General features: G+C 68.5%; 21 protein-coding genes. 10 read left to right on the plus strand and 11 right to left on the minus strand.

The genetic code is table 11. The features are described from left to right. The first annotated feature begins 57 nt into the window (after positions 1 to 57). Positions 58 to 864 (plus strand): alpha/beta fold hydrolase, encoded by an 807-nt coding sequence (locus tag J3R73_RS31025; RefSeq protein WP_307436702.1) that lies wholly within the window; start codon positions 58 to 60, stop codon positions 862 to 864. Positions 865 to 1,030: 166 nt separating this feature from the next. After that, positions 1,031 to 2,209 (plus strand): GGDEF domain-containing protein, encoded by a 1,179-nt coding sequence (locus J3R73_RS31030; RefSeq protein WP_307436705.1) that lies wholly within the window; start codon positions 1,031 to 1,033, stop codon positions 2,207 to 2,209. A 98-nt stretch (positions 2,210 to 2,307) separates the two neighbouring features. Here J3R73_RS31030 and J3R73_RS31035 read toward each other — a convergent pair whose 3' ends face one another. After that, complete coding sequence (locus J3R73_RS31035; RefSeq protein WP_307436707.1) at positions 2,308 to 2,712, minus strand: GPW/gp25 family protein; 405 nt, start codon at positions 2,710 to 2,712, stop codon at positions 2,308 to 2,310. Positions 2,713 to 3,485: 773 nt separating this feature from the next. Between J3R73_RS31035 and J3R73_RS31040 the strand changes: the two genes are divergently transcribed. Further along, positions 3,486 to 3,917, plus strand: coding sequence for a Ros/MucR family transcriptional regulator (locus J3R73_RS31040; protein ID WP_307436709.1), 432 nt, complete (start codon positions 3,486 to 3,488; stop codon positions 3,915 to 3,917). Positions 3,918 to 4,454: 537 nt separating this feature from the next. Here J3R73_RS31040 and J3R73_RS31045 read toward each other — a convergent pair. The 7 genes from J3R73_RS31045 to J3R73_RS31075 all read right to left on the minus strand — a co-directional run bounded on the left by J3R73_RS31045 (position 4,455) and on the right by J3R73_RS31075 (position 12,692). Next, positions 4,455 to 4,760, minus strand: a complete 306-nt coding sequence (locus J3R73_RS31045; RefSeq protein ID WP_307436711.1) for a hypothetical protein — start codon at positions 4,758 to 4,760, stop codon at positions 4,455 to 4,457. Positions 4,761 to 4,976: 216 nt separating this feature from the next. Further along, positions 4,977 to 5,261 (minus strand): GCG_CRPN prefix-to-repeats domain-containing protein, encoded by a 285-nt coding sequence (locus J3R73_RS31050; protein ID WP_307436714.1) that lies wholly within the window; start codon positions 5,259 to 5,261, stop codon positions 4,977 to 4,979. Positions 5,262 to 5,499: 238 nt separating this feature from the next. Further along, positions 5,500 to 6,732, minus strand: coding sequence for an amidohydrolase family protein (locus tag J3R73_RS31055; RefSeq protein WP_307436717.1), 1,233 nt, complete (start codon positions 6,730 to 6,732; stop codon positions 5,500 to 5,502). A gap of 94 nt (positions 6,733 to 6,826) precedes the next feature. Then, positions 6,827 to 7,321: a hypothetical protein gene (locus J3R73_RS31060; RefSeq protein WP_307436720.1), complete on the minus strand. Its 495-nt coding sequence runs from the start codon at positions 7,319 to 7,321 to the stop codon at positions 6,827 to 6,829. A gap of 411 nt (positions 7,322 to 7,732) precedes the next feature. Beyond that, positions 7,733 to 8,512 (minus strand): transglycosylase SLT domain-containing protein, encoded by a 780-nt coding sequence (locus tag J3R73_RS31065; protein ID WP_307436722.1) that lies wholly within the window; start codon positions 8,510 to 8,512, stop codon positions 7,733 to 7,735. Positions 8,513 to 8,529: 17 nt separating this feature from the next. Further along, entirely contained in the window at positions 8,530 to 10,095 is a 1,566-nt protein-coding gene (gene amaB / locus J3R73_RS31070; protein WP_307436725.1) for an L-piperidine-6-carboxylate dehydrogenase, read from the minus strand. Positions 10,096 to 10,517: 422 nt separating this feature from the next. After that, positions 10,518 to 12,692: a primosomal protein N' gene (locus J3R73_RS31075; protein WP_307436728.1), complete on the minus strand. Its 2,175-nt coding sequence runs from the start codon at positions 12,690 to 12,692 to the stop codon at positions 10,518 to 10,520. Between the two features lie 273 nt (positions 12,693 to 12,965). On the opposite strand from J3R73_RS31075, the gene leuB reads away from it, so the two are divergent. From leuB to J3R73_RS31095, 4 genes are all read left to right on the plus strand, one after another. Further along, on the plus strand, positions 12,966 to 14,075 hold the full coding sequence (leuB, locus tag J3R73_RS31080; RefSeq protein ID WP_307436731.1) for a 3-isopropylmalate dehydrogenase: 1,110 nt from the start codon (positions 12,966 to 12,968) through the stop codon (positions 14,073 to 14,075). A 178-nt stretch (positions 14,076 to 14,253) separates the two neighbouring features. Continuing rightward, complete coding sequence (gene nhaA, locus J3R73_RS31085) at positions 14,254 to 15,423, plus strand: Na+/H+ antiporter NhaA (protein WP_307436735.1); 1,170 nt, start codon at positions 14,254 to 14,256, stop codon at positions 15,421 to 15,423. An 81-nt stretch (positions 15,424 to 15,504) separates the two neighbouring features. After that, the gene (locus J3R73_RS31090) at positions 15,505 to 16,539 is read left to right on the plus strand and encodes an aspartate-semialdehyde dehydrogenase (RefSeq protein ID WP_307436738.1); all 1,035 of its coding nucleotides are present in this window, start codon (positions 15,505 to 15,507) and stop codon (positions 16,537 to 16,539) included. Positions 16,540 to 16,712: 173 nt separating this feature from the next. Continuing rightward, positions 16,713 to 17,612, plus strand: coding sequence for a DMT family transporter (locus J3R73_RS31095; RefSeq protein ID WP_307436741.1), 900 nt, complete (start codon positions 16,713 to 16,715; stop codon positions 17,610 to 17,612). An 87-nt stretch (positions 17,613 to 17,699) separates the two neighbouring features. Here the strand turns inward: J3R73_RS31095 and J3R73_RS31100 are convergent, their stop codons facing one another. From J3R73_RS31100 to proB, 3 genes are read right to left on the minus strand one after another with little or no spacing between them, the layout of a single operon-like run. Beyond that, entirely contained in the window at positions 17,700 to 17,993 is a 294-nt protein-coding gene (locus J3R73_RS31100) for a hypothetical protein (RefSeq protein WP_307436744.1), read from the minus strand. A gap of 28 nt (positions 17,994 to 18,021) precedes the next feature. Further along, positions 18,022 to 18,420 carry a VOC family protein gene (locus J3R73_RS31105; RefSeq protein ID WP_307436747.1) on the minus strand — a complete coding sequence of 133 codons (399 nt, stop codon included), beginning with the start codon at positions 18,418 to 18,420 and terminating at the stop codon, positions 18,022 to 18,024. Positions 18,421 to 18,424: 4 nt separating this feature from the next. Further along, positions 18,425 to 19,573 carry a glutamate 5-kinase gene (gene proB, locus J3R73_RS31110; protein WP_307436750.1) on the minus strand — a complete coding sequence of 383 codons (1,149 nt, stop codon included), beginning with the start codon at positions 19,571 to 19,573 and terminating at the stop codon, positions 18,425 to 18,427. A gap of 328 nt (positions 19,574 to 19,901) precedes the next feature. Between proB and J3R73_RS31115 the strand changes: the two genes are divergently transcribed. The 3 genes from J3R73_RS31115 to J3R73_RS31125 all read left to right on the plus strand — a co-directional run bounded on the left by J3R73_RS31115 (position 19,902) and on the right by J3R73_RS31125 (position 22,676). Then, positions 19,902 to 20,636 (plus strand): FadR/GntR family transcriptional regulator, encoded by a 735-nt coding sequence (locus J3R73_RS31115; protein ID WP_307436754.1) that lies wholly within the window; start codon positions 19,902 to 19,904, stop codon positions 20,634 to 20,636. 228 nt (positions 20,637 to 20,864) lie between these two features. Next, positions 20,865 to 21,878, plus strand: a complete 1,014-nt coding sequence (locus J3R73_RS31120) for an NAD-dependent epimerase/dehydratase family protein (RefSeq protein WP_307436757.1) — start codon at positions 20,865 to 20,867, stop codon at positions 21,876 to 21,878. Positions 21,879 to 22,142: 264 nt separating this feature from the next. Continuing rightward, a complete protein-coding gene (locus tag J3R73_RS31125; protein WP_307436759.1) occupies positions 22,143 to 22,676 on the plus strand; it encodes a DUF3455 domain-containing protein in 534 nt (177 codons plus the stop codon). Positions 22,677 to 22,750 lie beyond the last annotated feature (74 nt).

A 22,750-nucleotide genomic window follows, 5' to 3' on the forward strand; every position in this document is an offset into this window, starting at 1 on the left:
TGCAAATTATTCCGGGCTTCCGTTACAGTATGCCGAGGGGATCACGGAGCCAGCGACATGCCGGGTAGGTTCGACAAGCTGCATGGGCGCCTGACCGGCCGCGGCAGCTTCACCGTCGTCCTCGGCCACGGCTTCGGCACGGACCAGACCGCCTGGTCCGGCGTGCGCGACTGGCTCGACGATCATTGCCGGGTCGTCTCCTTCGACTTCGCGGGCGCCGGCCCGGACGGCGAGGCGAATTACGATCCGAGGCGGCACACCTCCATTTTCGGCCATGCCGACGACCTCCTCGATATCCTCGGCGAATTGAAGCTCGGCACCTGCATCTATATCGGCCACTCCGTCGGCTGCATGATCGGAGCGGCGGCGGCGGCCGGCCGGGCCGCGCTGTTCGAGCGCCTCCTCTTCGTCGGCGGCTCGCCCCGCTATCTCAATGACGGCGACTATCACGGCGGCTTCGAGCAGCCGGATCTCGACGGCCTCTATGACGGCATGGCGGCGAATTTCCAGGCCTGGGCGGCGGGCTTCGTGCCCCTCGTCGTCGGCGTGCCGGACCGCGCCGCCATCAGCGAATTCTCGCGGACCCTGTTCCTGATGCGGCCCGACATCGCCCTCGCCACGGCGCGGATGATCTTCCAGTCGGACATGCGGAGCGTGGTCCGCGGACTGCGGAACAGGGCGCATATCATCCAGGCACGCCGGGACATTGCCGTTCCGCCGGCGGTCGCCGGCTGGCTGCACGCCCATATCGACGGCTCCACGCTCGATATCGTCGACGCCGAGGGACATCTTCCCCACATGACGGCGCCGGACAGGCTCATTCCCCTGTTCGAGCGCTATCTGATGCCGGTCGGCGTCGGTTGACGACGGCCTCGCGCAGGAGAGCGCCCTGATTTACGAGAGCAAGCATCATGGCCTGACGGCGCTCGCGTCGCTCGCCCGCAGCCTGACCGGCGCAGACGCCGCCCTCGCCTTCGAGGCGGGCGAGGACGGGCTGGCGCTTCCCCTGGCCGTCGATCCGGCCGCGGCCGTGAAGCCGTTCTCGCTGGCCGCCACCGGCCTCGAAGCCGCGAACTGGACGAGGGGACCGGCTGCCGCCGCGCCATTCCACATCCCGGCGGAGCTGGCGGCCTCGCTGGTCCGGCCTGCCGGCAAACTCCGCCTGGTGCCGGTTCCGGCCCTGGGCGCGCCGCGCAGCGGCATCCTCCTGCTCTGGTGCGAGGGCGGCGTTCCGCCGGCGCCCGCCGGCCGGCGGCCGGACGACGTCGCGAGCCTCGCCGCCCTCTTCGGCCAGATCCTGTACGACCGGGACGTCATCCGGCGCCAGCGCGTTGCCGGCGAGCGTTTCCACGACCTGTTCGAAAGCGTCGCCACCGGCATCATCGTGCTCGAAGGCGTGCGGCAGATCGGCCTCGTCAACAAGCCCGCCGCCGATCTGCTCGGCATCGCGGAAGGCGAGGTCTCCGCGGCGGAAATCGCGGTGCCGATGAGGAATCTGCGCCAGCGCTGCCTCAACGCGGCCTCGCTCCTGGAGATCTACAGTCCCCTGCAGCAGGATCCGAACTACGCCGTGAGGGCGACATGGGATCTCGGCGGCCAGCAATATGACGTCGACACCCATCCGATCCTCGGCAGCGGCCGCAACGGCAGGATCTGGCTGCTGCACGACGTCACCGCGCAACATCTGGTCGAGCAGGAACTCCGGCGCCTCGCCGTCACCGATCCGCTGACCGGGCTCAACAACCGCCGGCATTTCTTCACCGCCGGTCGTGCGGTCCTGGAGGATGCGGCCGCCGCGTCGCGGCCGGCCCATGTGCTGATGCTCGATATCGACCATTTCAAATCGATCAACGACAGCTACGGGCATCAGGTCGGAGACGAGGTGATCCGCAGGGTCGCCCTCGCGATCCGCAAGGCCGTCGGCAATCGCGACCTCAGCGCCCGCCTCGGCGGCGAGGAATTCGCGATCCTGTTCCGCGACCTCGGCTTCGAGGCGGCGCTCGAGGCGGCGGAGCGCCTGCGGGCCGAGGTCGCGGCCTCTCCCGTCCGCTCCGGCGTCGGAGAGGTGGGGGTGCGGATCAGCATCGGGCTGGCCGAGCAGGCGCCGGGCGAGACGAGCCTCGACCAGCTTCTCGCCCGCGCCGACAAGGCGCTCTATGCGGCGAAGGGGGCCGGCCGCGACCAGGTGGTCTCACACAGGAGCACCTGAGCGGCGAAGCGCAGGGGAGGGGGCGCAGCGGCGGCAGGTCGGGCATCTCGGGCGCGTCGTCCGCAGGGCCGGTCCGCCATCGGCCGCGTCCCTGCTCCTCACCGGGCTTCCGAGGCATGGGCCGGCGGAAAGTCGACGCGGACGGCGTCGGCGGCGCCGGAATCGCTGGTGCGATAGCGTATGGTGAGGCCCGCCACCGCACCGGCCGGCGTCATCTCGACGTCGACGGCCTCGATATCGATCAGAGGCTCATAGGTGAGGATCGCCTCTTCGGCTGCGCGGGCGATATCGGTCCTGTCCAGGCCGGTGAAAGGGCGTCCGTCGCCATCCAGAACGCGGCTGGCGAAATAGGTCAATTCGGGGCCGGAGCCCCGCATCGTACGTAGAATGCTCCTGATCGCCAATCTAATGCTTTGCCTGGCAAATGGAGTGCGATTCGTAACATGATCGATGTCGTCGCTCATGGTGCTTGCTCCTATCGCAATATGCGTTTCGGACAGCATCTGCAGATGCGAATTCGTTATCTCAACGGGGTATTAACTGAGACTTGACCGTAACGGTTCCCTCCAAATACCCGGAGGGGCACGGCTGTACCTCGCGGCCGTCACCCCGCCGCCTCCCCGGCGGCCTGCCGGACGGGGCCGGTTGCGGCGATGCCGATCGGCGTCGAGGCGAGCCGGCCGGCCGGCCGCCGGGGAGGCGCGCGGCGGCTCGACGGACCGCCCGGGACGGTATTTCCCGCCGCTTCGTGACAAATCGCCGCAAGCCGTGGCGGTCCGGCCGGAGGAAATCGTGCCTATTCGGGGCAAATATAAGGAATATCAACGGGTTATGACGGTTTGGCGAAATGCCTGAAGGCCGGCGCTCGCTTCCTCTCGAGCCCGCCGAGCCCCGTGCCTCCTCGTTCTGAAAGCAATGAATGGAGGGCGATACTGGACGATCGGCGATCGAACCCGGTATTTCCTGTCTAAACTTGAATAAAGGCATGTTTCCAGACGTCACATTGTGTCTGAAAAGGTATAGCGACAGACATGAAACGGCGCGCAATCTTGCCGCGCGGCCCGGAAACGCCGGAGCGGGGCGAGCCTCTTCATGTCGGACCGGCGAGGCGGCGAGGAGCGTGATAATCTTTACGGGGAGACGAAAGCGCTCCTCTTAGTCTCGAATTTTATTGCTTGAAAGGTGTAACTCCACCGCAATGTGCTTGTTTAAACTTGGCAAAATGATCTATGCAGCCGTGGGGACTAGTTCATGACATTCGAACGGAGATATCAAGATGGATGACGACAGTGTCAGCATTACAGCGGATATCGTATCCGCTTACGTATCCAACAACAGCGTCGCGCATATCGATCTTCCGAAATTGATTGCGGACGTCCATTCAGCATTGATGCGGCTCGCGCAAGGCCGAGGCGAGGAAGCCCCCGCCGAGGTGCAGCAGATTCCCGCGGTTGCGATCAAGAAATCAGTAACGCCGGACTACATCATCAGTCTTGAGGACGGTAAGAAATTTAAGTCGCTGAAGCGCCATCTGAGCTCGCACTACAACATGACGCCGGATGAATATCGCGCGAAATGGGGCCTGCCGGCCGATTATCCGATGGTTGCCCCGAATTATGCCAAATCCCGCTCGGATCTCGCCAAGCAGATGGGGCTCGGGCAGGCCCGCAGGAAGGCTCCGCCGAAAAAGACGGCCGCAGCGCGCTGAAGGGTGCCGCACGGCAGGGTTGCGAAGGCGGACGGGCGTGCGTCCCGGCGGGACATGCCCGTTCCATCGGCCGAACGCCGTCAGCCTGCAGCCTTGACGCAAGCCGATCCGTACGGGCGACGGCAGGATTTTGGCGTCGCAGGGGATGGGGTGTTGTCCGTGCCGGGGAGGCCGATCCTCGGCGGGGCGGGGGCGGCCCCACCGCGTCCGCGGCGCCAGGCAGGAGGCGGCTGAAGCCGTTTCCGGCAAGGCCGATCGACTTTTCGATCAGGCAGACGACGTCGAAACAGGAAGGCAGGGAACATTGCGCTTCGATCGAAGCGCAGCCTACCGCGGCCGCGGGGCTCGATTTTTCGCCCCGCCTGCGGTTCCGCGCCTTTTCGGCGGACAAGGGCGCCCGCATTCTCTGGAAAATGCCCGGGCGCCGATTCCCCCCTCAGGGTGTTCCACCTTCAGATCGAATCACCAAGAAGCGCAAAGTTCTTTTGGTACCACTGCGTCAAATTGACGAGCCGTTTCGCTCGAACGCATTTTGCTCTAGCGCATGCCGACCAGGCGCTTGGCGGCCCGGTATTCGACCAGCACGGGGCGGGGAGGCATCCTGCGCTCGGACGACGCCGACGGCGAGATCGACAGCGTGAGCCGGCGCTCGTTCTGCTTCTTCATCTTGCGGGCGACTTCGCGAACCTCGTCGGCCTCGACGCCCAGGAGCGAAGCGGCGATCTCGACCTGCTGCTCTGCGTCGCTGCTCATGCATTCGGCCGCGGTCAGCGCCTCCTCGATGGTCGGCGGGGCCTGCTTGACGCGGCGGCTGCCATATTTGGTTTTCCAGGAAGCGAGCATGATGTTGATGACCCCGTCGGATATTCGCCGTTACCATATCAGCAAATGCGCGATGTTGCAGTGCAACAAAAGCTGGGCTGCTATGCATCAAGGCGGGTGGCGCGGCGCGGCGTGCCGGGACCCGTCGCGCACCATGCCGGTCAGGGGAGCGGCACACCATGCCTCCGGTGGGCGGGTCACCCGACCCGCCCCTCCCGGGACCCGTCGCGCCGGCGATCAGTAGCCCCAATGGCGGTAGGGGTGATGCCAGCCATAGGCGCGATGGTAATAGCGGGGCCCGCCGTAATAATGCACCCGCGGGCCGCCATAATAGATCACGCGCCGGTTGGGAACGCAGCGCCCCCACGGATTGGGATGCCAGCCCGGGCCGCATCCCCAGCGCACGTCCTGCACGAGGCTGGAGGCGCCCGGCGCCGCCGGCGCCAGAGTCATGGCCGAGGACGCCTCGGCGGTGGCGACGAGACCTCCCAGACCGATCAGGGAGGCGGCGACAAACTTCATGCAGGTTCTCATGGCATATCTCCGTGCTGCCGGTTGCAGTAACGCAAGGTAACGCCGCAGATCTGAACGGCTGCTGAATTTCGCCGTCATCTTCAGTTCTGTCCGGTTACCTACGGGAAGGAGTATCGGGCCGAACGCCGGCCGGTGATGTGACGTCCGGCACAGCGAATGCCCGGCCAAGCCGTGCGCGGCGACATCGCCTCCTTCCGCCGGGGGCGCCTGCGGACCCGCCGGCCCCTCAGCCCGGGCGATGGAGCAGGGGGCGAGGACGGGTGACGGTCCGCCGGCCCGCCTTGACCACCGTCAGGGGCGGCGCGATCTCGGCGACCGCCGCCGCGCGCGAAGCGGCGTCGAGCACGACCAGGTCGGCGGGCCGGCCGGGCGCGATGCCGTAATCGGCGAGGTTGAGCAGGGCCGCCGGCTGCGTCGTCACCATGTCGAGGCAGCCGGCGATGTCGGCGGGCGTGCCGATCTGGGCGATATTGGCGTAGAGATTGGCGATCCGCACCAGCGAGCAATCGCCGAAGGGCGTGAAGGGATTGAGCACGTTGTTGGTGGCGAGCGAGCAGGTGACGCCGGCGGCCAGCAGGCGGTGCGCCGGGGCGACGCCGCGCGGCACGCTGTGCTCATGGCCCTGGCCGTTGAGGAAAAGGTCGGTCGAGGGCAGCACGGTGAGGGCGATGCCGGCGTCCGCCAGGCGCCGCCCCAGCGCCTCGAAGCGCTCCCTCGGCACGGCCGAAAGCTTGGTCACGTGGCCGATCGCCACCCGGCCCCCCCACCGGCAGGCATCCGCGAGGCGGCAGACCTCCTCGAGGTCGAAATGCGAGGGATCGAGGCTGAAATCGAGGTGCAGGTCGATATCGAGGTCGTAGCGGCGTGCGAGCGCGAAGATCCGTGCGATCTGGCCATGCGAGTCCCGGTCCATGTAGGGCGCCCCGCCGACGGCGTCGGCGCCTGCTTCCAGGGCCTGCACCAGCACGTCCTCGCAGCCGGGATCGTCGAGGAGCCCCTCCTGCGGGAAGGCGCAGAGCCGCAGGTCGATCGCCCAGGCGTAATCGCGCTTCAGCCGGAGCAGCGCGCGCAGGCTGGTGAGGCCGATGCGGGGATCGACCTCGACATGGCTGCGCATCCGCGTCGTGCCCTGCAGGATCGCCCGCTCCAGCGTCCGCCTGGCGCGCTCATAGACGTCCTCCTCGGTGAAGTCGCGCTTGGCCCGCGCGACCTCGGCGATCGCCTCCTGCACCGTGCCGGTATGGCAGTTGCAACGGGCGGTCAGGCGCGACTTGTCGAGATGGATATGGGTCTCGACCAGGCCCGGCAGGACGAGCCGCCCGTCCAGCCGCTCCTCGGGACCGCCGCCCGGGAGGCCGGCTTCGACCGCCGCGAAACGTCCGTCGCGGATGCCGATGTCGACGCAGCGCTCCTCCCGGCCGGCGATGCGCGCATCCCTGAAGATCAGATCGAAATCCATGTCGCCTTTTCGGTGAAGCGTGCCGCGAGCTGGCGCGACGGTTCCGGACGTTTATCCCGAGGTCCGACTCGCCCGCCGCAAACAAGTCTTTGCCTCAGCGCGTGGTGCTCCGCAATCTCTCCGCCTGGGCGAGGCGTTGGAGAGCAATGTTCGGCGATGGGCCGGCGCCGAGGGCAATCTGGACATCGAGGCCCGAGAACCAAAGCCGATAGACGAAATGAATGATCGCGCCCTGCGCGGCGGCCATCTGCCCCGTCACCATCATCGTGATCGTGCCGTTCACCTTGTGCACGTCGACATATTTCGCCTGATAGCGTGCCAGCGCCTCCGGCATGTATTGGATAGCCGCCGTCTTGATCCATTCGGCGGAATATCTTGGGTCGGCTTCGACCTTCAGGAGAGTCGTCTCGAAGGTCCGGGAGCCGCTGGCGCTGCCGTGCCCCCAGCTGATGCCGCCCAATCCGCCGCAACGCGGCTGGCGGCATATCAAAACCTTGTCCGCCTTCAGCCGGCCGGTCGGCAGGACGGCGGGGTCGGCGGCTTCGAGCCACCCCTCTGCCGCCAGGCGTTCGTTCGTCGATGCGGTCAATCTCGGTGCAAACGCACCCTGGCCGCAAGCGGCGAGACCAAGAGTATCGAAACAGCACGGAGCATGGTGATAGCCCGCCGGTGACAGAATAGCGAAAGGCCGGGCGGCCCGCCCGGAATGAAATCAATGCGCGAGTGGCTGAAGCGCGAGTAGTTGCCCCGCCGTTTGCCGGTCCGCGGCGAACGAGACTCGCCAGGACGGCGAAGACGGAGCAGTTCATCATGGGATTCCGACGTGGCACAGCGACGAGGTTGCCATGTCGAGTTGTGGCAAAAGCCTGGAACAAATCAAAGTTTTATTTGAGCAGAAACTCAATATTTCGCGAATGAAAGAATAAACCCGCGGATCATGCATCCGCAGGTTGTATTCCATGTATCGATCATTCGGCCGGGATAGGGAATCTGCGGGCCCTTATTGACCCGGAGACCCCTTGATCAGCTTGGGCAGCAGGCCCTTGCGCTTGGCCTCGTAGTAATAGCCGCTGGCATAGAGCCGCATCGCGCGGTCCTGGTTGCCGCCGGCGACCTTGTAGGCATTGGCCAGATAGGCCGCGCCATAGGTCAGATTGACGTCGGGATCGAGCAGGCCTTCGGGATTGCCGCGATAGCCCATGCCCCGCGCCGTATCGAGGCGCATCTGCATCAGGCCGACGAAGGGGCCGTGGCGCAGATGCGGGTTGAAGCCGCTTTCCCGGGCGACGATGCGGCGCAGCAACGTCTCGGGCACGTGATAGCGCGTCGCGTGCTTGCTGATGAGGGCGTCCACCTGCGGCCGGCCGGCCGGACCGGCAGCCTGCTTATGCGGTCCGTCGCCATCCTTGGACGGGGTCGACGGCAGCGGCATCATCGGGATGCTGCCCGTTTCGAGGACGTCGTTCTGCGGGGCCGCCACGCTTCCGGTCAGCGAGGCGAAAACCGCCGGCGTGGGGGTCTTGAGGGTCGGCACCACCGCGGCAGCGGCGAGTTCCTTCGGCCGGGCGGGCGGCAGCGGCGGGGCGTGCGGCGCCGCCGCGGCGCTCTTCTCGCCGGCCACGGCCTGCTTCGGCCTGACGGGGCCTTTGGCGCCGCCCTTCGGCGCCTCCGGTTGCGCCGTGGCCGGCACGGCATCGTCCGCCCGGGCGTCCCTTGCCATGCCGATGGTGCAGGCGGCGGAAAGACCGAGGGCGAGGCATCCCGCCGTCAGGCTCCGCACGGCTGAGGCCGGGGCCTTCAAGGATTGAGCCCGCCGTCGTCGACGTCGAATTTGACGCCCTGGGCCAGCGGCAGGTTCAGGCCGTAATTGATGGCGCTGGTCTGGCGCCGCATATAGGCCTTCCAGGCGTCCGAGCCGCTCTCGCGGCCGCCGCCCGTCTCCTTCTCGCCGCCGAAGGCGCCGCCGATCTCGGCGCCGGACGGGCCCATATTGACGTTGGCGATGCCGCAATCGGAGCCCTGCGCCGACAGGAAGCGCTCGACCTCGCGCATGTCGGTGGCGAAGATCGAGGAGGAAAGGCCCTGCGGCACGCCATTCTGCAGGGCGACCGCCTCGTCGAAGGCGCGGTATTTGAGGACGTAGAGGATGGGCGCAAAGGTCTCGTGGACGACCGGTCCGGCCTGCGCCGGCATCTCGACCAAGGCCGGGCGGACGTAATAGGCCTCGGCCGGTCCGGCGTCGGCGATACGCTCGCCGCCATGCACCGTTCCGCCGGCCTCGGCAGCCGCCTGCAGCGCCTGCTGCATGGCGTCATAGGCGGCGCCGTCGATCAGGGGCCCGACGAGCGCGTCGCCGGTGACGGGATTGCCGACGGAAATCGAGGCGTAGACCACGCGCAGCCGGCCGACCAGCGCGTCATAGACCTTCTCGTGCACGATCAGGCGGCGCAGCGAGGTGCAACGCTGGCCGGCGGTGCCCATCGCGGCGAAGGCGATGGCGCGCAGGGCGAGGTCCAGATCGGCTGACGGGGTGACGATCGAGGCGTTGTTGCCGCCGAGCTCCAGGATCGAGCGGCCGAAGCGGCGGGCGACCCGCTCGCCGACCTTGCGCCCCATCGCGGTCGAGCCGGTGGCGGAGACGACGGGCACGCGCGCATCGTCCACCAGCGTCTCGCCGATCTCGCGTCCGCCGAGGACGAGGGTGAGCAGGCCGTCGGGCACGCCGCCGAAACGGCGGGCGGTGCGCTGGAACAGGGCCTCGACGGCGAGGGCGGTGAGCGGCGTCTTCTCGGAGGGCTTCCACACCACGCTGTCGCCGCAGACGAAGGCGAGGGCGGCGTTCCAGGACCACACGGCCACGGGAAAATTGAAGGCCGAGATCACGCCGACGACGCCGGCCGGATGCCATTGCTCCATCATGCGGTGGTCGCCGCGCTCCGAGGCGATGGTGAGGCCGTAGAGCTGGCGGGACAGGCCGGTGGCGAAGTCGCAGATGTCGATCATCTCCTGCACTTCGCCGAGGCCTTCGGAAATGATCTTGCCGACCTCCAGCGAGACCAGGCGGCCGAGCTCGGCCTTGGCGGCGCGCAGCTCCTCGCCGAGCAGGCGGACGAGCTCGCCGCGCTGCGGACCGGGCACCTTGCGCCAGGCTTCGAAGGCGGCCTGCGCCCTGCCGACGGCGGCGGTGACCTCGGCCGGCGTCGCCTCCGCGACCTCGCCGATGACCTCGCCGGTGAGCGGCGTGCGGACGATGCGCGAGCCGCCCGAGTAACGTTCCGCCGGCACGTCCAGCCTCGCAAGAAGCCCGCGAATTTCGGCAGCAAAACCGGTGTTCGACTCGCCCTGGGAAAGGGTTTTCAGCATAGATGCTCGTCTCTTATCAATATGTTCCGGGCACGCTCATACCCTTTTTGCATGGGTGCAGGCTAGCCCGGTCTCCGAAGACAGGCAAGAGCAGCCCCGGACTGCTTTGGTACGCGGCGTAAGTCCTTGAGAAATCAAGAGATGCGGGATCCTCCCAGGGGAGGGCGGCCCGGCGGTATCCGTCGCCCCGGAGGGGAGGCCGATCGCTGCGGCAGAATCAGCCGGGGAAAACCGCGCCGGCGGGATCGGCTCGCGGCGTCCGGCAAAAGCGGGCGTCGGGCGGGCGCCGGGGAGGCCGGCGAGGAGGTCCGTCGTCATGGCGGGTTCCGGGTCATTGCGGTGCGGACCCTAGGCGGAAAGATATGAACAATTCGTCGCCGCATCGGCCCTGCCGGACGGTCAAGTCCGTCACGTGAGGTCCGTCAGGCGAAGTTCATGGGATCGATGTCGATCTCGAGCGCCAACTGCCCGGTCGGCTTGGGCGCGGCGGCGAGCCAGGCGCGGATATAGTCCTGCAGGGCGAAGTCGCGCGGCGCCTGCAGGATGAGGCGCATGCGGTGGCGCCCGCGGATCACCGCGATCGGCGCCTCGGCCGGGCCGAGCACGCGCAGCGCCGCGTCGAAAGGGGCGGCCTTGGCCAGCAGGCGGGCGAAGGTCTCGGCCTTGGCGCGGTCCTCGTCGAGGATGGTCAGCGAGGCCATGCGGCCATAGGGCGGCAGGCCGGCCTGCGCGCGGATGGCGATCTCGCGGGCATAGAAGCTCTCCTTGTCGCCGGAGATCAGGGCCTGCATCACCGGATGGCCGGGATCGTAGCTCTGCAGCAAGGCGCGGCCCGGCTTGTCGCCCCGCCCGGCCCGGCCGGTGACCTGCCCGAGCAGCTGGAAGGTGCGCTCGGCGGCGCGCGGATCGCCGGTGCCGAGCCCGAGATCGGCGTCGATGACGCCGACCAGGGTCAGGTGCGGAAAATTATGGCCCTTCGCCACCAGCTGCGTGCCGATGACGAGGTTCGCATCGCCCCGCGCCACGGTCTCCAGCTCCTGCTTCAGCTTTTCGGTGCTCGCGAACAGGTCGCTCGACAGGATGACGGTATGGGCCTGCGGAAACAGGCCCGCCACTTCCTCGGCGATGCGCTCGACGCCCGGCCCGCAGGGGGTGAGCGTGTCCTCCGCCTCGCAGCTGGGGCACTGGCGCGGCACCGGTGCGGTATGGCCGCAATGGTGGCAGACCAGGCTCTTGCGGAAACGGTGCTCCACCAGCCAGGCGGTGCAATGCGGGCACTGGAAGCGGTGGCCGCATTTGCGGCACAGCGTCAGCGGGGCATAGCCGCGCCGGTTGAGGAAGAGCAGGGCCTGGTCGCCGGCGGCGATCGTCTCACGCACGGCCTCGGCGAGGCGGGGGGCGATGAACCGGCCGCGCTCCGGCCCGCCGCTGCGCATGTCGATGGCGGCGATCGCAGGCAGGCTGCGGCCGCCGAAGCGTTCCGGCAGGATGAGGTGGTCGTAGCGGCCGCGGTCGGCATTGACCCGGCTTTCGATGGAGGGCGTCGCGGAGGCCAGCACGACGGCGGCATCGACGAGACGGGCGCGCACCACCGCCATGTCGCGGGCATGGTAGCGCGGCCCGTCCTCCTGCTTGTAGGCGCTGTCGTGCTCCTCGTCGACGACGACGAGGCGCAGGTCCGCGAAGGGCAGGAACAGCGCCGAGCGGGCGCCCGCGACCACCGCGACCTCGCCCTTGGCGATGCCGTGCCACAGCCGGGCCCGCTTGTTGGCGGCGACGCCCGAATGCCATTCGGCGGGCCGGACGCCGAAGCGGGCGGCGAAACGGTCGAGGAACTGGTTGGTGAGCGCGATCTCCGGCAGCATGATCAGCGCCTGCCCGCCCTGGCGCACCGCCTCGGCCACCGCCTCGAAATAGACCTCCGTCTTGCCGGAGCCGGTGACGCCTTCGAGCAGGGTGGCGGCGAAGCGCCGGGCGGCGACCTTCTGCGTCAGGTCGGCCGCGGCGCGGGCCTGGGCCTCGCTGAGGCTGGCGGCGGCGAAGTCGAGGTCGGGCATGCGGGCGGCCGGCTCGGGCGGCAGGGCCACCGGCGTCACGGCGCCCGCATCGACCAGGCCGTCGATCACGCCGGGCGAGACGCCGGTCGCCTCGATGAGGGCCTTCTTCTCATGGACGAAGCCGTCCGCCAGATGGCCGAGCACGCGCCGGCGGGCCGGCGTCAGGCGTTCGGGCTCGCTGCCGCCCAGCCGGTAGCCGAGGCGCGGTTTTTCCGGCGGCAGTTCGGGCGCCCGCAGCGCCATGCGCATCACCATGCCGCGCGGCGTCAGCGTCCAGTTCGACACCCATTCGATGAAGCGGCGCATGTCCTCGCGCAGAGGCGGCACGGCGAGCCGCTCCTCGACATATTTGAGCCGGTTGGAGGAGGCCGGCAGCACGCCGTCGCCGTCCCAGACGACGCCGACCGTCTCGCGCGGGCCGAGGGTGACGCGCACGACGTCGCCGGGCATCAGCACATTGCCGAACGGGACGCGGTAGCTGTAGGTGCGCTCCAGCGCCACCGGCAGCATGATTTCGACGACCTCGCCCGGATTTGCCATGGGGGTTAGGTCGGGGAGGACGCCGAGTCTGTCAAGGTTTCCTCCCGGGAGCGCAACGTCCTGGGAGCGCGGGCGTCCCGCCCGCCTCTTCCTTCCGCTTCCGCTCACGATACGGATGAAGGTGGGTGATAGTGGTCCGCCGCTTTCGGCACCGATGCTGTTTCCAAGAGCGGGCGGGACGCCCGCGCTCCCGGGATGTCCGCGCTCCGGCAAACCTTGCGCCCTCCCGCCCGCTCGTCTAATCACGCGCAAGTCCAATCCGAGGTGATGATCATGGCCACGCAAAAGCTTCTCCTTCTCCCTGGCGACGGTATCGGCGTCGAAGTGATGGCGGAGGTGAAGCGCCTGATCGCCTTCCTCAACAAGACCGGCCTCACCGCCTTCGAGACGGAAGAGGATCTCGTCGGCGGCGCCGCCTACGACGCCCACGGCAAGGCGATCTCCGACGCGGCGATGGGCCTCGCCCAGGCCGCCGATGCGGTGATGTTCGGCGCGGTCGGCGGGCCGAAATGGGCCGACGTGCCCTATGCGGCGCGTCCCGAAGCCGGCCTGCTGCGCCTGCGCAAGGATCTCGGCCTGTTCGCCAATCTGCGGCCGGCCGTCTGCTATCCGGCGCTCGCCGACGCCTCCTCGCTGAAGCGCGAGCTGGTCGAAGGCCTCGACATCATGATCGTGCGAGAGCTCACCGGCGGGGTCTATTTCGGCGAGCCGAAGGAGATCGTCACACTGGAGAACGGCGAGAAGCGCGCCGTCGACACCCAGGTCTACACCACCCACGAGATCGAGCGCATCGCCCGCGTCGCCTTCGACCTCGCCAAGGTGCGCGGCAATCTGGTGCACTCCTCGGAAAAGCACAACGTCATGAAGTCCGGCGTGCTGTGGAAGCAGGTCGTCACCGCCGTGCACAAGGCCGAATATCCCGAGGTGAAGCTCGAGCATATCCTGGCCGACAATTGCGGCATGCAGCTGGTGCGCACGCCCAAGCAGTTCGACGTCATCGTCTGCGACAACCTGTTCGGCGACATGCTCTCGGACGTCGCGGCGATGCTGACGGGCTCGCTCGGCATGCTGCCTTCCGCCTCGCTCGGCGCGACCGATCCGACGACCGGCAAGCGCAAGGCGATGTATGAGCCGGTGCACGGCTCGGCGCCGGACATCGCCGGCCGCGGCCTGGCCAACCCGATCGCGACGCTCGCCTCCTTCGGCATGGCGCTGCGCTATTCCTTCGGCCTCGCCGAGGCGGCCGACCGCCTCGACGCGGCGATCGCCGCCGCGCTGGACGAGGGCCTGCGCACCAAGGACATCGCCTCCGCCGGCCAGAACGCCGTCTCGACCAGCGAGATGGGCTCCGCCGTGCTGAAGGCGCTGGAACAGGCGGCGTAGGATCTTCCGCCCGGCCGGGCGGGTTGGAGGGTCGATCACCGATCGACCTTCCTGGAAACGCCGGGCGTGCCGGAAGGGAAGAGGTCGATCGGTGATCGACCCTCCCATCGCGTCCTTCTTCCGAAGAGCGCCCGGGAAGAGCCTTGCCTCCGGCGCGTTTTCTTGGCACCCATGCCGCATGGTTTCTCCCCGCCCGCCCTCCTTCATCCGGACGTTCCTGGCTACGGAAGCGGCAGGCGGCGTGATCCTCATGGCGGTGGCGGCGTTGGCGCTCGCCGTCGCCAACTCGCCGCTGAGCGGGGCCTATTTCGATCTGCTCCATCTTCATATCGGCGGCCTCAGCCTCCTGCACTGGATCAATGACGGGCTGATGGCCCTGTTCTTCCTGCTGGTCGGCCTGGAGATCAAGCGCGAGGTGCTGAAGGGCCAGCTGTCGAACTGGCCGCGCCGGGCCCTGCCGGGCGTCGCCGCGCTCGGCGGCATGGTGGTGCCGGCGCTGGTCTTCGTCGCGGTGAACTGGCACCAGCCCGAGACGCTGCGCGGCTGGGCCATTCCCTCGGCCACCGACATCGCCTTCGCCCTCGGCGTGCTCGCTTTGCTCGGCTCCTACGCGCCGGCCTCGCTCAAGGTGTTCCTCACCGCGCTCGCCATCATCGACGATCTCGGCGCCGTGCTGATCATCGCGCTGTTCTATACGGCCGGGCTCGACGGGCTCGCGCTGGCGGGCGTCGGCGTGGTGCTGCTGGCGCTCGCCGCCATGAACCGGTTCGGCGTCGTTTTCCTGCCCGCCTATCTCGCCCTCGGCGCGGTGCTGTGGGTGCTGACGCTGATGTCGGGCATCCACGCCACGCTCGCCGGCGTGGCGCTCGCCTTCGCCATTCCGCTGCGCGGCGCGGCGGGCGGGGAGAAGTCGCCGCTGCACCGCCTCGAACACGGCCTGCATCCCTGGGTGACCTTCCTGATCGTCCCGGTGTTCGGCTTCGCCAATGCCGGGGTTTCCCTGGCCGGCCTCTCGCCCGCCCGCCTGGCCGACCCCGTCACGCTCGGCGTGGCGCTCGGCCTGTTCGCCGGCAAGCAGGCGGGCGTGTTCGCTTTCGCCGCGCTGGCGATCCGCGCCGGATGGGCGGAGCTGCCGCATCGGGCGAGCTGGGTCCAGCTCTATGGCGTGGCGCTGCTCTGCGGCATCGGCTTCACCATGAGCCTGTTCATCGGCGGCCTGGCTTATGCCGACACGCCGCTGCTGCTCGACGAGACCAAGATCGGCGTGCTGCTGGGCTCGGTGCTCTCCGCCGTCGCCGGCGCCATCCTGCTCCGCTTGGCGCGGCCGGCCGCCCGGCGCAGGCTTTGATTGCCAGCGTGGCGTGCGGGTGATATGCCAGCCCGCCGTCTCCCGAGGGGGACAGGCTTATCGAGGAGAAGGACGAAAACAGTGGGTTACAAGGTCGCCGTCGTGGGCGCCACAGGCAATGTGGGCCGCGAAATGCTGAACATCCTGGCCGAGCGGGCCTTCCCCGCCGATGAAGTGGTTGCTCTGGCCTCGCGCCGCAGCCTGGGCACGGACGTTTCGTATGGCGACAAAACGCTGAAAACCAAGGTCCTCGACAATTACGACTTCTCCGACACCGACATCGCGCTGATGTCGGCGGGCGGCGACATCTCCCGGGAATGGTCGCCGAAGATCGGCGCGCAGGGTTGTGTCGTCATCGACAATTCCTCGGCCTGGCGCTACGATTCCGACGTGCCGCTGATCGTTCCGGAAGTGAATGCCGACGCCGTCGCCGGCTTCACCAAGAAGAACATCATCGCCAATCCCAACTGCTCCACGGCGCAGCTCGTCGTGGCGCTGAAGCCGCTGCATGATCGCTTCGGCATCAAGCGCGTCGTCGTCTCGACCTATCAGTCGGTGTCCGGCGCGGGCAAGGAAGGCATGGACGAATTGTTCGCCCAGACCAAGGCCATCTACGTCAACGCCGCGGTCGAGGAGAAGAAGTTCCCCAAGCGCATCGCCTTCAACGTCATCCCGCATATCGATGTCTTCATGGAAGACGGATATACGAAGGAAGAGTGGAAGATGATGGTCGAGACCAAGAAGATCCTCGACCCCAAGATCAAGCTGACGGCGACCTGCGTCCGCGTGCCCGTGTTCATCGGCCATTCGGAGGCCGTCAACATCGAGTTCGAGAAGCCGGTCACCGCCGAGGAGGCGCGCGATATCCTGCGTTCGGCGCCGGGCTGCCTCGTCGTCGACAAGCGCGAGCCGGGCGGCTACATCACGCCCTACGAGGCCTCGGGCGAGGATGCGACCTATATCTCGCGCATCCGCGAGGACATCACGGTCGAGAACGGGCTGGCGATGTGGATCGTCTCGGACAATCTGCGCAAGGGCGCCGCGCTCAACGCGATCCAGATCGCCGAGGCGCTGGTGAACCGCAAGCTGCTGCGCGCCAAGAAGAAGGCGGCCTGACCGCCACCAAGACCGGATGCGGCCGGCAGGCCGCATCCACGCCGGATCGGCGCGGGGCGGGAGCGCGGACATCCTGTCCGCATCCTATCTTTGCTTAGAGGACCGGCGTTTCCAGGAGCGGGCGGGCGACATGGCAAGCCATGCGCCGGGATGTCCGCTCCGCCGGGGATTTCATGTCAGCCGTCGACTCCACACCCCGTCCGGCCCTTTCCTCGCCGGTGCTGGCCGCCCTGTTCGTGCCGCTGTGGTCGACAGGCTTCGTCACGGCGCGGCTGGTGGCGCCGCATGCCGAGCCGCTGACCTTTCTCGGCCTGCGCTTCGGCGCGGCGGGCCTGCTGCTGGCGATCTACGCGCTCTATCGCGGCGCGCTCTGGCCCGCGACGCTGCGCGGCTGGCTCGACGCTTTCGTCGCCGGCATGCTGATCCACGGGCTCTATCTCGGTGCCGTGTTCTGGTCGGTGGCGCATGGCCTGCCCTCCGGCATTTCGGCCCTGGTCGCGGGGCTGCAGCCGCTGCTCACCGGCCTTCTCGCCAGGCCGCTGCTGGACGAGACGGTGACGCCGCGCCGCGCGGCGGGCATCGTGGTCGGCGCCCTCGGCGCGGGGCTGACGCTGCTGCCCAAGCTCGGCGCCGCCGGCGAGGGCGGCATCCCCACCTGGCCGCTCGCCGTCTGCACCTTCGGCATGGTCGCCATCACCTTCGGCACCATCTGGCAGAAGCGGCGCGGGCGCGGCGCCGACCTCGCCACCAACACCGCGATCCAATATGCCGGCGCGCTGGCGCCGATGCTGATCGGCATCGCCCTCACCGAGCGCGGGCATTTCGACGTCGCGGCGCCGGCCGCGTGGGCGGGCCTCGTCTGGTCGGTGTTCGGCATGTCGATCGGCGCCATCCTGCTGCTGATGGTCCTGATCCATCGCGGCGCGGTGGCGCAGGTCGCCTCGCTGCTCTATCTCGTGCCCGGCGTGTCGGCGCTGATGGCCTGGGCGATGTTCGGGGAGGCGCTGACGCCGGTGCAGATCGCCGGCCTGCTGGTGGCGGCGCTCGGCGTGGCCATCGCCAACAAGGGGTGAGCCCCCCGGGGACCGCAGGCTTCCAGCCTGCATCTTCCTGAAGCGTCGAGGTTCCAAGAGCAGGCTGGAAGCCTGCGGTCCCGGGGGTCAGCCCCAGTGGTAGATCCAGTATTGCCGCTTGCTGGCGGGGTCGACGAAGCCGTCGCGGCTGCCGCTCTCGATCCGGTCGCCCTTCTGAAACATGCGGCAGCGGCCGCTCGCCAGTTCGGCGTCGGCCTGCCGCTGGAAGCCGGCCCCGGCACTGTGCAGGGCCTGGACGCTGTCCCGGTTGCGGCAGGCGAGGGTGTTGCGGTCGAGCGAGCGCACGGTCGGCACCGGCGGCTGCACCGTGCAGGCGGCGAGCAGAAGGAGGGCGAGGACGGCGGGGGCCTGGCGAAGCATGGTCTCTCCGTGAAGGGGGAAGCGGCGCTCAGGCCGAAGCCGGACGATGGCAGCACACGCAGAGCTTGTTGCCGTCGGGATCGCGAAAATAGGCGCCGTAATAATCCGCATGATAGTGCGGACGAAGGCCCGGCGCACCCTCGCAAATGCCGCCATGGTTAAGGGCTGCCCGATAGGCCCTGTCCACCGCGGCGCGGTCCGGCGCCAGCAGCGCCGTCATCGTGCCGTTGCCGGCGGTCGCCGGCCCGCCGTCGAAGGGGCGTCCGATCAGGACGATCGGCCGCGCTCTGCCGGCCTCGATCCAGCCGGCCCAGGGGCGGGCATCGTCGCGGAATTTGAGCGTGAAGCCCAGTTCGTCCATCACGGCGGCGTAGAAGGCGAAGGATCGGGCGAAATCGTCGACGCCGAGGAAGACATGCGAGATCATCGCCTCACTCCGGCGTCACCGTGCTCAGGTCCTCGAAGCGGCTGAACAGGGCCATGTCGTCGCGGTGGATCATCTCGGTGGGGCCATGCCAGCCGAGGATGTCCTCGATGCTGCGGCTCTTCTTGCCGGTGATCTGCGCGGCGTCGCCGATGTCGTAGGCGACGAGGCCGCGGCCGATCTCGGCGCCGGAGGGATCGCGGATGACGACGGCGTCGCCCTGCGAGAAGGTGCCCTCGACGCGCTTCACGCCGGCCGGCAGCAGGCTCGCGCCGTTGCGCAGCGCCTTGGCCGCGCCGCTGTCGACATGCAGCGTGCCGCGCGGCTCGAGATGGCCGGCGATCCATTTCTTGCGCGCCGTCACCGGATTGGACGCGGTGAGGAACCAGGTGCAGGGGCCGCCCTTCTCGATCTGCGTCAGCGGCGCGTCGACCTTGCCTGAGGCGATCACCATCGTGGTGCCGCCGCCCACGGCGATTTTGGCCGCCTCGACCTTGGTGCGCATGCCGCCGCGCGAGAGCTCCGAGCCGGCATCCCCGGCGATGCTCTCGATGGCCGCGGTGATGCGCTGGACGACGGGGATGAGCGTGGCCGCCGGATCGAGATGGGGCGGCGCGGTGTAGAGCCCGTCGATGTCGGAGAGCAGCACGAGGCAGTCGGCGCCCGCCATGGTGGCGACGCGCGCGGCCAGGCGGTCATTGTCGCCGTAGCGGATCTCGGTGGTGGCGACGGTGTCGTTCTCGTTGACCACCGGCACGCAGTTCATTTCGAGCAGCTTGTCGATGGTGCGCCGCGCATTGAGATAGCGCCGGCGTTCCTCGGTGTCGCCGAGGGTGACGAGGATCTGCGCCGCCGTCAGGTTGCGCGCGCTCAGCGTCTCGGCCCAGGCCTGCGCCAGCGCGACCTGCCCGACGGAGGCCGCGGCCTGGCTCGCCTCGAGCGCGAGCGGGCCCTTGGGCAGCTTCAGGATGGTGCGGCCGAGCGCGATGGCGCCGGAGGAGACGACGATGATCTGCGCCCCGCGCTCGGCATGGCGGGCGAGGTCGTCGACGAGCGACATCAGCCAGTCGCGGCGAAGGCTTCCCTTCGCCTGGTCGACCAGCAGCGAGGAGCCGATCTTCACGACGATACGGCGAAAGGAACTGAGTTCGGGCATGGCGGTGTTCTGTCGTTTCGGGGATGGGCATCCCCGCCGGCGGCACTGCAGGCGAGGGATGCCCGGCGCGGGGCGGCCGCTGTCCTGCCGCCGGGCCGGGATCATCGCCTAATAGGGTATAAAGCATTCGACAAGCCCTAATCGGGGCCGATCGGGCTTGCGAGGGCTGCGCAGTCGCTCCATGCTATTGTCATACCAGTGGAGAGGATGAGTCGCGGATCGCGGAGGCTCTGCCGCTGATCCGCCAAGATCACGCGATCGTCGGAGCCGGGCGGCGGATTTCCCTCGCCCTTGCGAATCGCACCCCTGGATAGGGAAGGAACGTTCGATGACACGCAGCGCTGGCCGTGCTCGCATGGGGCCGACGCAGACCCGTCACAGCCGTGCTGCCTCCCTGATCGGCCAACGCATCGTCGCGGGCGAATGGTCGGTCGGCATGGCCCTGCCGACGGAAGCGGATCTGTCCCGGGAACTCGACGTCTCCAGGGCCTCCCTGCGCGAGGCCATCAAGCTGCTCGCCGGCAAGGGGCTGATCACCTCCACGCCGCGGCGCGGCACCATCGTGCAGCCCCATTCGAACTGGAACCGGCTCGATGTCGACGTCCTCGTCTGGCAGACCTCCGGGGGCGCCACCAAGAGCTTCGTCAAGGACCTGTTCGAGCTGCGCCGCATGATCGAGCCGGAAGCGGCGGCCCTGGCGGCCGAACGCGCCGGCCCGGCCGAACGGGCGGAGGTGGCGGCGACCTTCCACGCCATGGAGAGCGCCGAGGACGTGCAGGCCTCGATCGACGCCGATCTCGCCTTCCACCGCGCCATCGTGAGAGCCGCCAACAACGTGCTGCTGGCTGCGTTCTCGCCGGCCATCGAAGCCTCGCTCGCGGTTTCCTTCACGGTCTCCCGCGCCGGCCGGATCCAGCCTCATATCGTGCCGCTGCACCGGGCCGTGGCGGAGCCGATCATCGCCGGCGATGCCGCCGCCGCCCGCATCGCCATGAACACGCTGCTCGATCGCTCCGAAAGCGACGCCGCCAGCGTGGCCGTCGACGACAGGGCCGCCCGGTAGGCGGGCGGGCCGCCCTGCGCCGCCACGGATCGTTGCCGGCAGGCGATTTGTGAACGGCGGGGCTCAAAATTTGGCTTAATCTTAACCGCTATGGGATTTGGTCGGCCACCGTCGCTTGAAAGCGCCGGGCCGAAGAGCGTATGGAGACGCCCGATTGAACCAGCGAGCCAAGGCCTGCTTCTCCCCGGCGCGCATCGACGCAGGGCCCCGCGCCCGCCAGGCCCTCCCATGAAGATCTGGATTACCGGCAGCGCCGGCTTCATCGGCTTCCATCTCGCCGGGCGCCTGCTCGGCGAGGGGCATCTCGTCACCGGCATCGACGGTCTCACGCCCTATTACGATCCCGGCCTCAAGCGGGCCCGGCATGCCCTCCTCGAACGCTCCAACGCCTTCCGGCCGCATATCTTCATGCTGGAGGATCGCGAGGCCCTCGGCCGGCTCGCCGCCGAGGATCCGCCCGAGGTCATCATCCATCTCGCCGGGCAGGCGGGGGTGCGCTACAGCCTCGAAAACCCGCGCGCCTATGTCGATTCCAATCTCGTCGGCCTGTTCAACCTGATGGAGGTGGCGCGCGAGGCGCAGGTCCGCCACTTCCTGTTCGCGTCGACGAGCTCGATCTACGGCGCCAACGCGTCGATCCCGTTCCGTGAGACGGACCGGGCCGACCAGCCGCTGACCCTCTATGCCGCGACCAAGAAGAGCGGCGAGGGCATGCTGCATTCCTATGCCCATCTGTGGTCGATGCCGGTCACCTGCTTCCGCTTCTTCACGGTGTACGGTCCGTGGGGGCGGCCGGACATGGCGACGTTCAAATTCGTCGACGCCATCGAGGAGGGCCGCCCGATCGAGATCTACGGCGAAGGGCGCATGGAGCGCGACTTCACCTTCATCGACGATCTCGTCGAGGCGATCGTCCGCCTCGTCCCGCAGGTCCCCCGCATCGGCGAGCCCGCCGGGCCCGCCGGGCTCGATTCGCTGTCCCCCGTGGCGCCGCACCGCGTCGTCAACATCGCCGCCGGCCGCCCGGTCGGCCTCCTCGACTTCGTCGAGGCGATCGAGACGGCGATGGGCCGCAAGGCGATCCGCCGGATGCTGCCGATGCAGCAGGGCGACGTGCCCCGGACCTTTGCGAGCGCCGAACTGCTGGAGGCGCTGACCGGATACCGGCCGTCGACGGAACTGGCGCAGGGCATCCGCGCCTTCGTGCAGTGGTACCGGGCGTGGAAGATGTCGGCCGTCTGAGGCGTTCTGCGAATGGCGGAACGGGCGGCGATCGCAAAGACGTGTCCGAAACCGCGTTGTGTGCCGTCCTCAACGGGATATGCTGCGGCGAAAGGCGTCCCGCATCGGGTCGCAGGCGCGGCCGGAGATCCAACCGTCAAGGCCCCCCCGGGAGCGCGGGCGTCTCGCCTGCTTCTTCCTGTCGGCGGCAGGCCGTCGGAGAAAAGGGCGGGCGAGACGCCCGCGCTCCCAGGACCATGGCCAGGCCCGGCAAAGGAAAGATCGATGATCGGACAAAAGCTCATCTCGGCGGTGGCGGCCCTCGTCCTGCTCATGGCCGCGGCCGGGGCCGCCATGGCCGGCGATGCGGTGCCGCCCGACATCCGGCCGGCCGGCGGCAAATTGCTGTTCGCGGCCGAAGCCCGGGGCGTGCAGATCTATACGAGCACGGCGGCGGGCGGCGGTCCCGCCAAATGGGTGCTGGAAGCGCCGCTCGCCGAGTTGACCGGCGAGGATGGCAAGCTGACGATCCATCACTATGCCGGCCCGTCCTGGGAGGCTTCCGACGGAAGCAAGGTCGTTCGCGACAAGGACGTCCCGGTCAGGTCCGTCCCGGCGCCCGACGCCGCGGCCGACATCCCCTGGCTGCTGGTCACGGTGAAGGCCGATCCGGCCGCCGGCGTCCTCGGAGACGTCGGATTCGTGCAGAGGATCAAGACGCATGGCGGTGCCGCGCCGGCGGCGGCGCCTGTCCGCGCCGACACCAAGGTGGGCGTTCCCTACACCGCCACCTACCTCTTCTATGGGAAGGCGGAGTGAGTCTCGCCTCGGCGGGCCCTCATGCCGGCCGAAGTCTGGATACCCGGGACAAGCCCGGGTATGACAAAACTGCG

This window comes from Labrys monachus (assembly GCF_030814655.1).
GTDB lineage: Bacteria > Pseudomonadota > Alphaproteobacteria > Rhizobiales > Labraceae > Labrys > Labrys monacha.

What these genes read in the sequence shown, in the direction of transcription:
- J3R73_RS31075 (WP_307436728.1), bottom strand. Translation starts at nt 12,692, where the DNA reads ATGGCAAATCCGGGCGAGGTCGTCGAAATCATGCTGCCGGTGGCGCTG.
- J3R73_RS31025 (WP_307436702.1), top strand. Translation starts at nt 58, where the DNA reads ATGCCGGGTAGGTTCGACAAGCTGCATGGGCGCCTGACCGGCCGCGGC.
- nhaA (WP_307436735.1), top strand. Translation starts at nt 14,254, where the DNA reads ATGGTTTCTCCCCGCCCGCCCTCCTTCATCCGGACGTTCCTGGCTACG.
- J3R73_RS31035 (WP_307436707.1), bottom strand. Translation starts at nt 2,712, where the DNA reads ATGCTGTCCGAAACGCATATTGCGATAGGAGCAAGCACCATGAGCGAC.
- J3R73_RS31120 (WP_307436757.1), top strand. Translation starts at nt 20,865, where the DNA reads ATGAAGATCTGGATTACCGGCAGCGCCGGCTTCATCGGCTTCCATCTC.
- J3R73_RS31055 (WP_307436717.1), bottom strand. Translation starts at nt 6,732, where the DNA reads ATGGATTTCGATCTGATCTTCAGGGATGCGCGCATCGCCGGCCGGGAG.
- leuB (WP_307436731.1), top strand. Translation starts at nt 12,966, where the DNA reads ATGGCCACGCAAAAGCTTCTCCTTCTCCCTGGCGACGGTATCGGCGTC.
- J3R73_RS31115 (WP_307436754.1), top strand. Translation starts at nt 19,902, where the DNA reads ATGACACGCAGCGCTGGCCGTGCTCGCATGGGGCCGACGCAGACCCGT.
- J3R73_RS31095 (WP_307436741.1), top strand. Translation starts at nt 16,713, where the DNA reads ATGTCAGCCGTCGACTCCACACCCCGTCCGGCCCTTTCCTCGCCGGTG.
- J3R73_RS31100 (WP_307436744.1), bottom strand. Translation starts at nt 17,993, where the DNA reads ATGCTTCGCCAGGCCCCCGCCGTCCTCGCCCTCCTTCTGCTCGCCGCC.
- J3R73_RS31105 (WP_307436747.1), bottom strand. Translation starts at nt 18,420, where the DNA reads ATGATCTCGCATGTCTTCCTCGGCGTCGACGATTTCGCCCGATCCTTC.
- J3R73_RS31050 (WP_307436714.1), bottom strand. Translation starts at nt 5,261, where the DNA reads ATGAAGTTTGTCGCCGCCTCCCTGATCGGTCTGGGAGGTCTCGTCGCC.
- J3R73_RS31125 (WP_307436759.1), top strand. Translation starts at nt 22,143, where the DNA reads ATGATCGGACAAAAGCTCATCTCGGCGGTGGCGGCCCTCGTCCTGCTC.
- proB (WP_307436750.1), bottom strand. Translation starts at nt 19,573, where the DNA reads ATGCCCGAACTCAGTTCCTTTCGCCGTATCGTCGTGAAGATCGGCTCC.
- amaB (WP_307436725.1), bottom strand. Translation starts at nt 10,095, where the DNA reads ATGCTGAAAACCCTTTCCCAGGGCGAGTCGAACACCGGTTTTGCTGCC.
- J3R73_RS31040 (WP_307436709.1), top strand. Translation starts at nt 3,486, where the DNA reads ATGGATGACGACAGTGTCAGCATTACAGCGGATATCGTATCCGCTTAC.
- J3R73_RS31045 (WP_307436711.1), bottom strand. Translation starts at nt 4,760, where the DNA reads ATGCTCGCTTCCTGGAAAACCAAATATGGCAGCCGCCGCGTCAAGCAG.